We start from the raw sequence: 15,231 nt of genomic DNA on the forward strand, positions 1-15,231 counted from the left end.
GTTTGTCCGCAGTTCGAATCGAGCGTGTTACTTCATTCAACGATTTCCGCCGTCTCGACCACCGCGTGGAAGAGCACATCGGCACCGGCCTGCGCCCATTCCTTGGAGATTTCCTCCGCCTCGTTGTGCGAGAGGCCGTCCACGCAGGGACACATGACCATGGCAGTGGGCGCCACGCGGTTGATCCAGCAGGCATCGTGGCCCGCGCCGGAGACGATGTCGCGGTGGGAATAGCCCAGCCGCTCGGCAGCGCGCCGGATGGCGTTCACGCAGCCCTCATCAAAGGTGACGGGGTCGAAATGGCCCACCTGCTCCACCTCGTGGGAAATATCCATCGCCTCGCAGATGGTCGCAATGCCCTCGCGGATGCGCGCGTCCATCGTGTCCAGCGTCTTCTTGTCGGGCGAGCGGATGTCGATGGTGAAGACCGCCTTGCCGGGAATGATGTTGCGCGAGTTGGGGTGGATCTCCACATGGCCGATGGCGCCCACGGCATTGGGCTGGTAGTCCATCGCCACCTCGTGGACCAGCTCCATCACGCGCGCCATGCCGAGGCCGGCGTTGCGGCGCTTGGGCATGGGGGTGGAGCCGGTGTGGCTTTCCTTGCCGGTGATTGTCACCTGCAGCCACTTCAGGCCCTGGCCGTGGGTGACGACGCCGATGTCGATGCCCTCGTCCTCCAGGATCGGACCCTGCTCGATGTGCAGCTCGAAGAAGGCCTTCATCTTACGGCCGCCCACCGGCTCGTCGCCCTTCCAGCCGATGCGCTGCAGCTCGTCGCCGAAGCGCTTTCCCTCCTTGTCGCGGCGGTCATAGGCCCATTCGAGCTCGTGCACGCCGGCGAACACGCCGGAGGCCAGCATGGCCGGGGCAAAGCGGGTGCCTTCCTCGTTGGTCCAGTTGGTCACGACGATGGGGTGCTTCGTCCTGATCCCCAGGTCGTTGAGCGTTCTCACGATCTCCAGCCCGGACAGCACGCCGAGCACGCCGTCATAGCGCCCGCCCGTCGGCTGTGTGTCGAGGTGCGAGCCGACATAGACGGGAAGCGCATCGGGATCCGTGCCTGGACGCATCGCGAACATGGTGCCCATCTGGTCGACGGCCACGCTCATGCCCGCCTCCTCGCACCAGCGCTTGAACAGATGCCGGCCCTCGCCGTCCTCGTCGGTCAGGGTCTGGCGGTTGTTGCCGCCGGCGACGCCGGGGCCGATCTTCGCCATCTCGTGGATCACCTCCCACAGCCGGTCGGCGTTGATCCTCAGATTCTCGCCCGGTGCGGCCATCTTTGTCCCCCTATTCGATTTCGTCGAGCACACCCTTCAGGCAATCGACGATCATGTCGATGTGGCTCTTCTCCACGATGAGCGGCGGAGAAAGCGCAATGATGTCGCCGGTGGTGCGGATGAGCACGCCCTTCTCGAAGGCCTTGAGGAAGGCGGAGAAGGCGCGCCTGGTCGGCTGGCCGGCAATCGGTTCGAGCTCGATGGCGCCGACAAGGCCGATGTTGCGGATGTCGATGACGTGGGGCGCGTCCTTCAGCGAATGCAGCGCCTCCTCCCAATAGGGGGCGAGTTCCGCGCCGCGAGTCAGAAGCCCTTCCTCCTTGTAGGTCTCCAGCGTCGCAAGGCCGGCGGCCGAGGCGATCGGATTGCCGGAATAGGTGTAGCCGTGGAAGAACTCGATCAGGTGCTCCGGGCCGTTCATGAAAGCGTCGTGGATCTCCTTCTTCACCAGAACGGCGCCCATCGGGATGACGCCGTTGGTGACGCCCTTGGCCGTTGTCATGATGTCGGGCACCACGTCGAAATAGTCGGCGGCAAAGGGGGCGCCCAGCCGGCCGAAGCCGGTGATGACCTCGTCGAAGATGAGCAGGATGCCGTGCTTGTCGCAGATCTCGCGCAGCCGCTTGAGATATCCCTTTGGCGGGATGAGAACGCCCGTGGAGCCGGCCACGGGCTCCACGATCACCGCGGCGACGGTGGAGGCGTCGTGCAGCGCCACGATGCGCTCCAGCTCGTCGGCCAGCTCTGCCCCGTGCTCGGGTTCTCCGCGGGTGAAGGCGTTTCTGCCCGGCAAGTGGGTGTGAGGCAGATGGTCGACGCCGGTCAAAAGCGTGCCGAACATCTTGCGGTTGGCGACGATGCCGCCAACCGAGATGCCGCCGAAGTTCACCCCGTGATAGCCGCGTTCGCGCCCGATCAGGCGGAAGCGCGCTCCATCGCCCCTGGCCCGGTGGTAGGCGAGCGCGATCTTGAGCGCCGTCTCCACGGACTCGGAGCCGGAATTGGTGAAGAAGACATGCTCCAGGCCGGCGGGCGCCATGTCCACCAGCCGGTTGGCAAACTCGAAGACGATGGGATGGCCCATCTGGAAGGCCGGCGCATAGTCCAGCTCGGCCACCTGCTTCTGGATCGCCTCGGTGATCCTCGGCCGGCAATGGCCGGCATTCACGCACCACAGCCCTGCGGTGCCGTCCAGAATGCGGCGCCCGTCATCGGCCGTATAGTGCATGTCCTTGGCCGCCACCAGCATGCGTGGCGCCTGCTTGAACTGTCGGTTCGCCGTAAACGGCATCCAGAACGCGCTGAGATCGTTCGGCTTTACGTTGAGCCGGTTCGACATGAAGCCTCCGCTATGTTCCCCTGTCCCGGTCAAGCTTGGTATTCTGGGCGAAGGTATGATACGCAAATTTTTGACCGTTTGGACAAACGTTAGCACCGCCTCACGGGCGGTCAAGACCATTGTAGGGATTTTGAACGGCCCGGGCGCGCGCCAGCGGCGCCGAGAAGCTGGGCCAGACGGCGGCGAGGGAGCCAGGGCAGCGATGCGGGAAGCCAACCATGGATAAGCCGGCGGGGCGCAAGCGCACGCGCATCCAGCGCGAAAAGCGCGAGCTCATTCTGGAGGCGGCGCTGGAAGTCTTCTCGCAGCACGGCTTCCGCGGCTCGACCATAGACCAGATCGCCGAGGCTGCCGGCATGTCGAAGCCCAACCTGCTCTATTACTTCAAGGGCAAGGAGGCGATCTTCGTCACTCTCATCGACCGGCTGATGGAGGCGTGGCTTGCGCCGCTGCGCGAGATGGACGCGGCGGGCGACCCGCAGACCGAGATCCGCAGCTACATCCGCCGCAAGATCGAGATGGCGCGCGACTTCCCGCGCGAAAGCCGCCTGTTCGCCAACGAGATCCTGCAGGGCGCGCCGCGCATCCTGCCGCTGCTCGAAGGCGAGCTGAAGGAACTGGTGGACGAGAAGGCCGGGATCATCCGCGAATGGATGCGCCAGGGAAAGCTGAAGAAGGCCGACCCCCACCACTTCATCTTCGCCATCTGGGCGACCACCCAGCACTATGCCGATTTCGACGTGCAGGTGCGCGCCGTGCTCGGGCCGGACAAGGGGGGAGAGGGCAGGTTCGAGGACGCGGCGCGGTTTCTGGAGGGGCTGTTCTTGGGGTGAGGGGTGTGAGCCCGTCTCTATCGAGTTGGCAGAAGTTGGTGATTCAAATCCTACCGCCCCTGCCGTATCTCCGTCAGCGTCTTCGCCGGTGTGATCGCTTCCTTGTCCAGCTTCACCTCGATGATCGCCGGTCTGCCGCTCTGCCTTGCGCGCTCGAAGGCCCCCGCGAAATCCTCCGTCTTCTCCACCGTCTCCCCATGCCCGCCATGGGCGCGCGCGAGCGCGGCGAAGTCGGGATTCACGAGATCGGTGCCCGACACGCGGCCGGGATAGGCGCGTTCCTGGTGCATGCGGATGGTGCCGTAGGTGCCGTTGTTGACGACCACCACGATGATGGGCAGGCCGTATTGCACGGCGGTGGCGAATTCCTGGCCGTTCATGAGGAAGCAGCCATCGCCGGCAAAGGCGATCACCGCGCGCTCGGGGAAGAGATCCTTGGCGGCCACCGCGGCGGGCACGCCATAGCCCATGGAGCCGGAGGTGGGCGCGCCCTGGGTGGCGAAGCGGCGGAAGCGGCGGAAGCGGTGCACCCAGGTGGCGTAGTTGCCGGCGCCATTGGTCAGGATTGCGTCTTCGGGCAGGTTCTCGTCCAGCCACGCCATGATGGGCCCCATCTTCACCGCGCCCGGCCCGCTGTCGGGCGGCGTGGACCACGCCAGATAGGCGGCGTGCAGGCGCTCCGTTTCGCCCGCCCAGGGCGGCGTGCCGGCGGGGGCCCGCCGGGCAAAGGCGGCAGCGAAGGCGCGCGGCGTGGCGTTGATGGCGAGGATGGGGCGGTAGACGCGGCCGAGCTCCTGCGGGTCGGGGTGAACATGCACCAGCGCCTGCGCGGGATAGGGGCTTTTCAGAAGTGTGTAGTCGGAAGAAGGGATTTCTCCAAAGCGACCGCCGACCAGCAGGACGAGATCGGCCGCCCGGATCGCCTCTGCCAGGCGCGGATTGGGGCCGATGCCGATGTCGCCGGCATAGCAGGGGTGCAGGTGGTCGAACAGCATCTGGCGGCGGAAGGAACAGCCGACAGGCAGCGCCCAGCGTGCCGCCGCCTCCTGGAAGGCGTGCACCGCGGCGGCGTCCCACTGCGTGCCGCCTAGGATGACGAAGGGGTGTCGCGCCCGGCCCAGAAGGGCCAACAGGCGCTCCATCTCCTCCTCGCCGGGTCGGGTTTCCACCGGCGTCGCCGGCAGGGCGGCCGGGGCCTGCGCCATCCCGGTGAGCATGTCCTCCGGCAGCGAGACGACCACCGGCCCCGGCCGGCCTGCGGTGGCCACCGCGAAGGCGCGGGTGACGAGCTCTGGAATGCGTGCGGCATCGTCGATCTCCACCACCCACTTGGCCAGCCCGCCATAGAAGGCGCCGTAATCCATCTCCTGAAACGCTTCGCGTGCGCGCGCCGTGCGTCCCACCTGGCCGATGAAGAGGATCATGGGGTTGGAGTCCTGGGCGGCGATGTGCACGCCGGCTGCTGCGTTGGTGGCGCCGGGGCCGCGGGTGACGAAGCATATGCCGGGCCTGCCCGTCAGCCTTCCGTGGCAGTCGGCCATCATGGCCGCGCCCCCTTCCTGGCGGCAGACGATGGTGCGGATTGGCGAATCGTGGAGTGCGTCGAGCACCGCCAGGTAGCTTTCGCCCGGCACGCAATACAGGCGGTCGACGCCATTGGCCTCCAGCGCCTCGACGACGAGCTGGCCGCCGGTCTTCATGGGTTTTCCTCCTCCACTTCGCGCAGGATCTCCTCGGTGTGCTCGCCGAGCCTCGGGCTTGGCCGCCCATAGGCAGGCGGCGTCAGCGACATCAGCATGGGCGAGCGCACGGAGGGCAGCCGGTTGCCGCGCCCGTCCTCAAGGTCGAGGCGCATCCCGCGAGCCTCGGTCTGCGGGTCGGCAAACATCTCGGCAATGGTGTTGATGGGGCTTGCCGGCACGCCCGCCGCCTCCAGCCTCTCAAGCAGCGCGTCGCGCGCAAACGCCTTCAGCCTGGGCGCGATGGCGGCGCGCAGCGCCTCGCGATTGGCAACGCGCGCGGCGTTGGTGGCAAAGCGCGGCTCGCCCGCCAGCGCCTCGTGCCCCAGCACGGCGCACAGCCGGGCAAACTGCCCGTCATTGCCCACGGCAAGGATCACGTGGCCATCGGCCACCTCGAACACCTCGTAGGGCGCAATGTTGGGATGGGCGTTGCCCATGCGCCGCGGCGCCTGGCCGGAGACGAGATAGTTCATGTTCTGGTTGGCGAGCACGGCGATCTGCGCGTCGTAGAGGGCCATGTCGATGAGCTGGCCCTGGCCGGTCCGTTCCGCGTGGCGCAGGGCGGCCTGGATGGCGATGACGGCGTAAAGCCCGGTAAAGATGTCGGAAACGGCTACGCCCACCTTCTGTGGCTCGCCCTCCGCCGGCCCGGTGATGGACATCAGGCCCGACATGCCCTGAATGATGAAGTCGTAGCCGGCGCGCGCCGCATAGGGGCCGTGCTGGCCGAAGCCGGTGATGGAGCAATAGACGAGGCGCGGGTTGAGCGCCTTCACGCTGTCGTAATCGAGGCCGTATTTCCTCAGCCCCCCGAGCTTGAAGTTCTCGATGAGCACATCCGCCGTGGCGATGAGCTTCAGAAGCGCCGCGCGATCGCGCTCCTGCCGGAAGTCGAGCGCGATGGAGCGCTTGCCCCGGTTGCAGGCGTGGAAATAGGCGGCCGAAAGGTTCTCGCCGTCCCCGGCCGTCACGAAGGGCGGGCCCCAGCCGCGCGTGTCGTCGCCGCCTTGCGGATTTTCCACCTTGATGACGTCGGCGCCCAGATCGGCCAGCACCTGGCCCGCCCACGGGCCTGCCAGAATGCGCGCCAGCTCCACCACACGAATGCCCTTGAGCGGGGGTTCGGCCATTTCTGCCTTTCTCGCAGCGTCTCCTTCGCGATGTGACTAGCAGATGCCCCGGCCCACCGCCAGCGCCGCGCCTTGATCCTCAGCCGGCCGCGCCTTTGGCCCAGGCGCAGAAATCCTCCATGATGAGATTCCGATTCAACTCGTTGAGAGATTCGTGGCGGGTTTCGCCGTAAATCCTTGTTTGCAGATTCGAAAAGCCCTCGCGCGCAAGGCGGGCTGCCAGGCGCCGCATGGTTGCGCCGCCTTTCGTCGAGGGATCGCCTCCGCCGCCCACAAGCTGGATCGGCAGGTCCCTTCGCACTGTGGCTGCAAGGCTGCCTCCGACAGCCAGCAGGTTGAGATCGAAAACGGCGCGCCACATCGCCACCGTGGCATCCCGGCCGCACAGCGGATCGGCGATATAGGCTGCGACCTCCGCGGCATCGCGCGACAGCCAGTCGAAGGGTGTCGCGGCGTCGGGAATGGCGCTCGCCCAGGCGCGGAACGTCAGGCGCGGCATCAGCCGCGAGGGTACGTCGGAGCCGAGCCGCAACCGTTCCCAGCCGAGCACGGCCCTGGCGGCGCGCGCCGCCAGCGGGCTTGCAAGGGGCGCGTTCCACAATGCGGCGGCGCGGAGCCGACCCGCATGGCGCCGCAGGAAGGCAAGCGCGATGATGGCGCCCAGGGAGTGGCCGAACAGGATGACGGGCAGGCCCGGATGGTCCGCGGCGATGCGGTCGTGCACGGCCAGCACGTCGGCCAGCACGTTCTCTGCTGCCGGTTCGGGCCCGAAGGAGCCCATGGGCGCCCCCGGCGCCCTGGTGTGCCCGTGGCCGCGGTGGTCATGCGCATAGGCGGCAAGGCCGCAGTCGGCCAGCAGCCGCGCAAAGCGCCCATAGCGCCCGGCGTGTTCGGCGAGGCCGTGGTTGATCTGCACGATGGCCCGCGGCCGGCCCTGCGGCGCATGGACATAAAGCCGCAGCGCCGCCCCGGTGGGCGTCTCGAGCGTGGTTTCCGTCTGCCAGCCCACCGTTGCTCCCTGACCTCGTTTGGCCTACATACGCGGCGAAATCAGCCAACGGGGAGCGGCGAACAGCGCGTGGTGAAATCTCGTCGTCGGACCGGGGTCGGCCCGCTTCACCGCTTTCTTTTCGCCGCGTTCCCATCACCCTGACCCACGGAGCATACCCGCCCCATGGCACGCCAATTCATCTACCACATGGCCGGGCTCAGCAAGGCCTACGGTTCCAAGAAGGTTCTCGACAACATTCACCTGTCCTTCTACCCCGATGCCAAGATCGGCATTCTGGGGCCCAACGGCGCCGGCAAGTCCACCGTGCTGCGCATCATGGCCGGCCTCGACAAGGAGTTCACGGGTGAGGCGTGGCTTGCCGACGGTGCCACCTGCGGATACCTGCCGCAGGAGCCGCAGCTCGATCCCGCACTCGACGTGATGGGCAACGTCATGCAGGGCGTGGCGGCGAAGAAGGCGATCCTCGACCGCTACAACGAGCTGATGATGAACTACTCCGACGAGACGGCGGAGGAGGCGGCCAGGCTGCAGGATCAGATCGACAGCCAGAACCTGTGGGATCTCGATTCCCAGGTGGAAATGGCGATGGAGGCGCTGCGCTGCCCGCCGGGCGATGCCGACGTCACCATGCTCTCGGGCGGCGAGAAACGCCGGGTCGCGCTCTGCCAGCTCCTGCTGCGCCAGCCGGATCTTCTGCTCCTCGACGAACCGACCAACCATCTCGACGCCGAGACCACGGCCTGGCTGGAGAAGCATCTGCGCGAATATCCCGGCGCCGTTCTCATCGTCACCCACGACCGCTATTTCCTCGACAATGTGACGGGCTGGATTCTGGAGCTCGACCGCGGCCGCGGCATCCCCTACGAAGGCAACTACACGGCCTATCTGGAGAAGAAGGCCAAGCGGCTGGAGCAGGAGGGGCGCGAGGAGGCGGCGCGGCAGAAGGCGCTGGCCCGCGAGCGCGAGTGGATTGCCGCCAGCCCCAAGGCACGCCAGGCGAAGTCCAAGGCGCGCATCCGCGCCTATGACGAGCTGGTGCAGGCAGCCGCCCAGCGCCGGCCGGGCGAGGCGCAGATCATCATTCCCTCGGGCGAGCGGCTGGGCAATGTGGTCATCGAGGTGGAGGGCCTCACCAAGGGCTATGGCGACCGGCTGCTCATCGACAATCTCTCCTTCAAGCTGCCGCCGGGCGGCATCGTCGGCGTCATCGGTCCCAACGGCGCCGGCAAGACCACGCTGTTCCGCATGATCACCGGCCAGGAAAAGCCGGACAGCGGCGAGATCCGTGTGGGCGAGACGGTCAGGCTCGGCTATGTCGACCAGAGTCGCGACGCGCTCGATCCCGACAAGACCGTGTGGGAGGAGATTTCCGGCGGCAACGACATCATCAGGCTGGGCAAGCACGAGGTGAACTCGCGGGCCTATTGCGCGGCCTTCAACTTCAAGGGCGGCGACCAGCAGCAGAAGGTGGGCACGCTGTCGGGCGGCCAGAGAAACCGCGTGCACATGGCCAAGCTGCTCAAGGAGGGCGGCAACGTTCTCCTGCTCGACGAGCCGACCAACGACCTCGACACCGAGACGCTGGCAGCGCTCGAGGACGCGCTGGAGAATTTCGCCGGCTGCGCGGTCATCATCTCCCACGACCGCATGTTCCTCGACCGGCTGGCCACCCACATCCTGGCCTTCGAGGGCGACAGCCATGTGGAATGGTTCGAGGGCAATTTCGAGGAATACGAAGCCGACAAGATGCGCCGCCTCGGCCCCGAGAGCGTCAATCCGAAGCGGGTGACGTACAAGCCGCTGACGCGGTAATCTCAAACGGCAGGCCGATAAGGCCCGGGCTCCGCGGACTCCAGAAGATCGAGTTCGCGGAGTTTCTGCAATTTCTGGCGAATTTTTCCCCTCACGAAGCAATCTCGTGGGTAGAGGGGTGCCAGCTCTTCTTCAAGGCGGCAGATGTCGCGCCCGAGTGTCAGAAATATGCCGCATTCGCATTCCCTTGCAGGGGCAATCATAGTATCGGTGGGGTGGGAGGAAAGGAAGCGGGGGCAGCCGGTTCGTCGGCTCCGCGCGGGATGGCACAACGCAAGAGGGCAGGCGGACACCCATGCTAAGGCGGACAAGCGAGCGCGAGGCGACCGATTTCTCCATCATGGCCGCACCGGAGGTCTTCAGCCGGGTGGCGATTGGCGGGATCGGCGTCGAGATCCCGGCAGACTCCATCTCCAACGAGGAGCTGGTGGCTTCCTACAACAGCTGGGTGGAAAAGGAGAACGCGGCGCGCGCGGCGCGCGGCGAGGCGCCGCTGCCGCGCTCGGATGCGGATTTCATCGTCCATGCTTCGGGCATCCGCCGCCGCCACGTCTATGAGCGCGAGGGCATTCTCGACCCCGACCGCATGGCGCCGCGCATTCCCGCCCGCGGCGACGACGAGCTGTCGGTGATGGCCGAGTTCGGCCTCAAGGCGGCGCAGAAGGCGCTTGCCGATGCGGGGTGCGAGGCGCAGGACGTCGACCTGGTCATCTGCTCGGCCGCCCACCATCAGCGGCCCTATCCGGCGCTCGGCATCGAGATCCAGCAGGCGCTGGGCACGAGCGGAGCCGCCTTCGACATGGGGCTCGGCTGCTCCTCGGCGCTTGCGGGCCTGCATGTGGCGGCAAACCTGATCCGCGCTGGCGCTCACCGGCGGGTGCTGGTGGTGACGCCGGAGCTCATCACCGGGCTGTTGAACTTTCGCGACCGGCAGACCCACTTCATCTTTGGCGATGCCTCGGTGGCCGTTCTCCTGGAGGGCATGGGCAAGGGCGAGGAAAGGCCGGGCCGCTTCGAAGTGGTCGACACGCGCACCTGGACCCGCTTTTCCAACAACATTCGCACCAATTTCGGCTTTCTTGCCCGCCTCGCGCAGGACGACCCCTCCATGCTCGACATGGAAGACAAGATGATCAAGCAGCAGGGCAACAAGGTCTTCAAGGAGGTGACGGTCGCCGGCCATCAGTTCATCGTCGATTTCCTGGCCGAGCACGGCCACACGCCGCGCACCATCCGCCGCTTCTGGCTGCACCAGGCCAATGCCCGCATGAACGCCATGATCCTGAAGCTCGCCTTCGGCAAGGAGGTGGGGCACGACCGCGCCCCCACCGTGCTGGAGCGGCTCGGCAACACGGCTGCGGCCGGCGCCATCGTGGCGCTCGCGGAAAACCACAAGGACATGCAGGCCGGCGATTTCGGGCTCCTGTGCGCCTTCGGCGCGGGATATTCCATCGGCGGCGCGTTGCTTCGGATGATGTAGGCCGCCGCGGGCGGCAGGAGGGAAGCGCCATTCACGATCTGTCCCATTCCGCAGACATTGCAGCCGAGATCGTGCCGGCGGCAAAGCTTTCCGGGCGCGTTGCCGGCACGTTCACCGCAACGGGCGAGGACTTCCAGACACGCGCCGTTCCGTCGCTTGCCCTCGGTTTCGAGGGCATCGAAGGCGATCGTCATGCCGGCTTGACGCGGCGCTCGGGCGGGCGCGAGCCGTGGTATGCGCGCGGAACCGAAATACGCAACGCGCGCCAGCTTTCCATCGTCGCGCCGGACGAGCTGGCCGAGATCGCCCGGCATATGGAGATCGGGGAAATCCGGCCGGAGTGGATCGGCGCCAATCTTCTTGTCGAGGGCGTGCCACGCCTTTCCATGCTGCCGGCGGGCACGCTCCTCTTCTTCGCGGGCGGCGTGACGCTGAAGGTGGACGCCCAGAACGGGCCATGCCGCATTGCCGGGCGCGCCGTGGCAGAGAATGCCGGCATGGCGGATGTCGAGGCTGGGGCGCTGCTTTTCCCGAAAGTCGCCTGCAGGTTGCGCGGCGTGGTGGCATGGGTGGAGAAGCCGGGGCGGATCGCGGCGGGCGAAGCGCTGTCCGTGCGCATTCCCGAACAGTGGATCTACCGGGCCTGAAGCTTCAATCGTCCTCCTCGGGGTCGAGCAGGCGTGTGGCGCGCCAGCGCGTCAGCACATCGTTGATCTGGTCGACCACGAAGAAACGCGCCGCGTCGCGGTCGTAGCCCTCGGCCAGCAGCGCGTCATAGTCGCTGTGCTCGTGGCGCACATGGGTGACGGTGGCCAGCCAAACGGCCACCGAGGCCGGCAGCCCGCGCAGCTTGCGGTCGTCCGCAAGCGCCCGGATCGTCTCCGTATCGGCATAGGGAGCGTGCGGCAGCAGCGCCCTCAGCGCCTTGTTCACCGCACGCTGGCGGGCAGTCGAGACCCTCATGGTTCCCTCCGGGCATCGGCCTGCGCCCGTTCCACCACGGGACACAGGGTTTCACAAGAGGGATGGCTTGCCAAGGTCTCGAATTTCACATAAACATATCTTTATATCTTTTTTCTGGAGACGCACATGCTGACACGCCCGACCATCCGGCTCGATGTCATGGTGGACATCCTCAAGGCGGCGGCCGAGCCCAGCCGGCTGCGCATTCTGGTGCTTCTGTCCCATGCCGACCTCACCGTCTCCGACCTGACGGAAATCCTCGGCCAGTCGCAGCCGCGTGTCTCGCGGCATCTCAAGCTGTTGCTCGATGCCGGGCTGATCGTGCGCTATCAGGAGGGCTCCTGGGCCTTCTTCCGCCTGTCGGAGGCAGATGCCGCGCGCGAGTTCGTCGATGGCGTGGTGGCGCGCATCGACCGCACCGGCCCGGTGACGGACCGCGATCTGGAGCGGCTGGAGGCCATCAAGCGGCGCCGGCAGGAGCGGGCGGCCGAATATTTCGCCAGAAACGCGGCAAGCTGGGACCAGATTCGCTCGCTGCACGTGCCCGACGCCGCCGTCGAGGCGGGGCTTGCGGGGCTGGTGGGCGACCGGCCCTTTCAGTCCATGGTCGATCTGGGCACCGGCACCGGGCGGCTTCTGGAGCTTTTCGCGCCGCTCTACCGGCGCGGCGTGGGGATTGACCGCTCGCGCGAGATGCTGGCGGTGGCGCGCGCCAATCTGGAACGTGCCGGCATCGCCCATGCCCAGGTGCGGCTCGGCGACATCTATGCGCCGCCGGTGGAGCGCGACGCCCACGATCTCGTCACCATTCATCAGGTGCTGCATTATCTGGAGGATCCCGCGCTCGCCATCCGCGAGGCGGCGCGCCTGCTTCGCCCTGGCGGGCGGCTGGTGATCGTCGATTTCGCACCGCATGGTCACGAGTTCCTGCGCGAGGAGCATGCGCATCTGCGTCTGGGCTTCGCCGACCGGCAGATCGCCGAATGGCTGGGCGAGGCCGGGCTGGCGCTGGAGGAGGCGCGCGCCTTCGCCCCGCGCGGCGAGGCGGCCGATGGGCTGACCGTAAAGCTGTGGCTGGCGCGCGACGGGCGCATCCTGATGGCCGAAGAGTCCGATGCAACCCCGGCAGGCGAGGAGATTGCTTGATGTCCAGATACCGGTTTTCGCGGCGCCCGGAGCAGGGCGGAAAGATCCGCGTCTCCTTCGAGTTCTTCCCGCCCAAGACGGAGGAGATGGAGCGCCGCCTTTGGGAGACGGTGGAGCGGCTTGCGCCACTCAGACCGGATTTCGTTTCCGTCACCTATGGGGCGGGCGGTTCGACGCGCGAGCGCACGGCGCGCACCGTGCGTCGCATCCTGGAGGAGACGGCGCTGACGCCGGCTGCGCATCTGACCTGCGTGGATGCCGACCGCGAATCGGTCGATGCCGTCATCCGCGACTTCGCCGCCATGGGCGTGCGCCGCTTCGTGGCATTGAGGGGCGACCCCGCCGAAGGCGTGGGCGCGGCCTATCGCCCGCATCCGCGCGGCTATGCCAACGGGGCGGAGCTGGTGGCGGCGCTCGCCCGCCAGGGCGATTTCGACATCTCGGTCTCCGCCTATCCCGAAAAGCACCCCGAAAGCCCGGATTTCGCCACCGACATCGAGATGCTGAAGCGCAAGGTGGACAATGGCGCCACCCGCGCCATCACCCAGTTCTTCTTCGACAACGACGTTTATGAGCGTTATGTGGAACGGGCGCGCCGCGCCGGCATCTACATCCCCATCGTGCCGGGCATTCTGCCGGTGCACAACTTCACGCAGATGCAGCGCTTCGCCGGCCAGTGCGGGGCGCATGTGCCGGCCTGGCTCGCCGAGCGCTTCCAGGGGCTCGAACACGATGCCGCAACGCACCAGCTCGTGGCAGCGGCCGTGGCGGCCGAGCAGGTGCTCGACCTGATCGAGCGCGGGGTGGAGGACTTCCACTTCTACACGATGAACCGCGCCGACCTGGCCTTCGCCATCTGCCATCTGATCGGCATCCGCCCGGCTGTGGAGCAGGCCGGCCGGCAACCGGCAGCGGCCTGACCCTGCATAGGGAAAGGCCGGGCTTGCGCCCGGCCTTTCCGTAATCTTTTCAGCTTTTTCCCGTCTTTTGTTGTTTCGCTGCTTAGGGAAGGACCCCCATGATGGCCGCGGCAATAAAGGCAAAGGCCGCACAAATCACGAGCGCACTGAGTGGTCGCGTCAGTCCCATAAGCAAAGCCTCCTCTGCAGACTGATGGCCGGATTCTACGATTTCACGCCATCTTGCCAAGCGCTTTCTATGCTGCGGCGCAGCAGCGCTGTGCAAAATCCTGCTGCCGGCATTGCTTCGCGGTTGAATTTTCAGTGCAAACGGTCCCGTTCACGTTGTATTAACACCTGCCGTCCGGGGCGTGCCTGACAGCCTTCACAGCCTGGAGAACAGGCTTGCCGTGGGCCAGCCATCCGCCGGCAGGCCGAGGCGCATCTGCTCCTTGCGCACCGCCTCGCGGGTCATGGCGCCAAGGATGCCGTCTATGCCGCCGACATCGTGGCCCCGCGCGGCCAGTTTCCCTTGAAGCTGCTTCATCACCTCCGGGGCAAGACCCGGTTCCGGGCTGCGCGGATCGAAGGGCGGCGCGCCGGCGAAGCGGGCCGCCAGATGGGCCGCAGTCAGCGTGTAGACCAGCGACTGGTTCCATTCCAGATAGATGTCGAAATTGTCATAGGCCAGGAATGCGGGGCCCTTGTGCCCCATGGGCAGGACCAGACGGGCCGGCAGCGCGTCGGCGGGCAGGGGGCTGCCGTCGCGGGCCGTCACGCCGAGGCGCGCCCACTCGCTGCGCGGCAGGCGGTTCTCCAGCCCTGCCAGCTCCCAGGGCATGGCTGCCGGCACGCGCACCTCATCAAGCCAGGGCTGGCCGGCCTTCCAGCCCAGGGCTGCGATGGCATGTGCGGCGGTCAGGATGGCATCGGGCGCGCTTCCCTTCAGGTCCACACGGCCATCGCCGTCGCCATCCACGCCCTTTTCCAGATAGTCGCTCGGCAGCATCTGAAGCTGGCCGATCTCGCCGGCCCACGCGCCGGTCACGTCGGCCGGCACGGCGCCGCGGTCGATAAGCTTCAGCAGCGCGATGAGCTCGGGGCGGAAGATCTCGGGCCGGCGGCAGTCGTGGGCCAGGGTGGTGAGCGCATCGAGCGTCGAGAAATCGCCCTGCACTGCGCCGAAATCCGTCTCCAGCGCCCAGAAGGAGGCAATCACCGGCCCAGGCACGCCGAACCGGCTTTGCGCCTCGGCAAAGGTGCGCGCATATTTCTCCAGGTTCCTCCGCCCGTTCACCAGACGATATTCATTGATCATGCGCCCGGCGAACTCGCGGAAGGTCTGGGTGAAGACCGCCTGCGCGCGGTCGCGCCTGAGCACCCGTTCGTCCACCCTTGCGCGGGCAAGGGCGGCGCGCCCTGCGGGCCCCACGCCCTCGGCGACGGCCTGTGCCTCCACCCCGGCGCGCCAGGCGGCGAAGTCTCCGCCGCATTGCTGGGCGCTTGCGGCGGTGGGCAGGGTGATGGCGGCGAGAATCGCCAGAAGCGGCGCAGCCTTCAGTCGCGGTCGCATGTCTTTCCTTCTCTCCGTT

Annotated in this window: 14 protein-coding genes; 6 read left to right on the top strand and 8 right to left on the bottom strand. The window is 67.0% G+C overall.

What is annotated here, in order from left to right; genetic code table 11:
• Window positions 1–32 precede the first annotated feature (32 nt).
• Together NYR58_RS00340 and NYR58_RS00345 are read right to left on the bottom strand one after the other, a co-directional pair.
• A complete protein-coding gene (locus NYR58_RS00340; RefSeq protein WP_261518401.1) occupies window positions 33–1,283 on the bottom strand; it encodes a Zn-dependent hydrolase in 1,251 nt (416 codons plus the stop codon).
• Between the two features lie 10 nt (window positions 1,284–1,293).
• A complete protein-coding gene (locus tag NYR58_RS00345) occupies window positions 1,294–2,622 on the bottom strand; it encodes an aspartate aminotransferase family protein (RefSeq protein WP_261518402.1) in 1,329 nt (442 codons plus the stop codon).
• Between the two features lie 218 nt (window positions 2,623–2,840).
• On the opposite strand from NYR58_RS00345, the gene NYR58_RS00350 reads away from it, so the two are divergent.
• Window positions 2,841–3,455, top strand: a complete 615-nt coding sequence (locus NYR58_RS00350) for a TetR family transcriptional regulator C-terminal domain-containing protein (protein WP_261518403.1) — start codon at window positions 2,841–2,843, stop codon at window positions 3,453–3,455.
• 50 nt (window positions 3,456–3,505) lie between these two features.
• On the opposite strand, the gene NYR58_RS00355 is transcribed toward NYR58_RS00350, so the two are convergent.
• From NYR58_RS00355 to NYR58_RS00365, 3 genes are all read right to left on the bottom strand, one after another.
• Window positions 3,506–5,155, bottom strand: coding sequence for a thiamine pyrophosphate-binding protein (locus NYR58_RS00355; RefSeq protein ID WP_261518404.1), 1,650 nt, complete (start codon window positions 5,153–5,155; stop codon window positions 3,506–3,508).
• Window positions 5,152–6,327: a CaiB/BaiF CoA transferase family protein gene (locus tag NYR58_RS00360; RefSeq protein WP_261518405.1), complete on the bottom strand. Its 1,176-nt coding sequence runs from the start codon at window positions 6,325–6,327 to the stop codon at window positions 5,152–5,154. Before NYR58_RS00360 ends, NYR58_RS00355 begins: the two co-directional genes overlap by 4 nt.
• A gap of 79 nt (window positions 6,328–6,406) precedes the next feature.
• Window positions 6,407–7,336, bottom strand: a complete 930-nt coding sequence (locus NYR58_RS00365; RefSeq protein WP_261518406.1) for an alpha/beta fold hydrolase — start codon at window positions 7,334–7,336, stop codon at window positions 6,407–6,409.
• Window positions 7,337–7,501: 165 nt separating this feature from the next.
• On the opposite strand from NYR58_RS00365, the gene ettA reads away from it, so the two are divergent.
• The gene (gene ettA, locus NYR58_RS00370) at window positions 7,502–9,151 is read left to right on the top strand and encodes an energy-dependent translational throttle protein EttA (RefSeq protein WP_261518407.1); all 1,650 of its coding nucleotides are present in this window, start codon (window positions 7,502–7,504) and stop codon (window positions 9,149–9,151) included.
• A 2-nt stretch (window positions 9,152–9,153) separates the two neighbouring features.
• Here the strand turns inward: ettA and NYR58_RS20550 are convergent, their stop codons facing one another.
• A complete protein-coding gene (locus NYR58_RS20550) occupies window positions 9,154–9,354 on the bottom strand; it encodes a hypothetical protein (RefSeq protein ID WP_378074652.1) in 201 nt (66 codons plus the stop codon).
• Between the two features lie 137 nt (window positions 9,355–9,491).
• Here NYR58_RS20550 and NYR58_RS00375 point away from each other — a divergent pair, with 137 nt between their 5' ends.
• Both NYR58_RS00375 and NYR58_RS00380 read left to right on the top strand, forming a co-directional pair.
• On the top strand, window positions 9,492–10,631 hold the full coding sequence (locus NYR58_RS00375; RefSeq protein ID WP_261518824.1) for a beta-ketoacyl-ACP synthase III: 1,140 nt from the start codon (window positions 9,492–9,494) through the stop codon (window positions 10,629–10,631).
• Between the two features lie 71 nt (window positions 10,632–10,702).
• A complete protein-coding gene (locus NYR58_RS00380) occupies window positions 10,703–11,278 on the top strand; it encodes an MOSC domain-containing protein (RefSeq protein WP_261518408.1) in 576 nt (191 codons plus the stop codon).
• 4 nt (window positions 11,279–11,282) lie between these two features.
• Here the strand turns inward: NYR58_RS00380 and NYR58_RS00385 are convergent, their stop codons facing one another.
• Complete coding sequence (locus tag NYR58_RS00385; RefSeq protein ID WP_261518409.1) at window positions 11,283–11,594, bottom strand: DUF2293 domain-containing protein; 312 nt, start codon at window positions 11,592–11,594, stop codon at window positions 11,283–11,285.
• Between the two features lie 126 nt (window positions 11,595–11,720).
• Here NYR58_RS00385 and NYR58_RS00390 point away from each other — a divergent pair, with 126 nt between their 5' ends.
• A complete protein-coding gene (locus NYR58_RS00390; RefSeq protein WP_261518410.1) occupies window positions 11,721–12,740 on the top strand; it encodes an ArsR/SmtB family transcription factor in 1,020 nt (339 codons plus the stop codon).
• The gene (gene metF, locus NYR58_RS00395) at window positions 12,740–13,660 is read left to right on the top strand and encodes a methylenetetrahydrofolate reductase [NAD(P)H] (RefSeq protein ID WP_261518411.1); all 921 of its coding nucleotides are present in this window, start codon (window positions 12,740–12,742) and stop codon (window positions 13,658–13,660) included. Before NYR58_RS00390 ends, metF begins: the two co-directional genes overlap by 1 nt.
• 364 nt (window positions 13,661–14,024) lie before the next feature.
• On the opposite strand, the gene NYR58_RS00400 is transcribed toward metF, so the two are convergent.
• Complete coding sequence (locus tag NYR58_RS00400; RefSeq protein ID WP_261518412.1) at window positions 14,025–15,212, bottom strand: lytic murein transglycosylase; 1,188 nt, start codon at window positions 15,210–15,212, stop codon at window positions 14,025–14,027.
• Window positions 15,213–15,231: the final 19 nt, after the last annotated feature.

The sequence above is a fragment of the Chelativorans intermedius genome, from assembly GCF_025398255.1.
Taxonomy (GTDB): domain Bacteria; phylum Pseudomonadota; class Alphaproteobacteria; order Rhizobiales; family Rhizobiaceae; genus Chelativorans; species Chelativorans intermedius.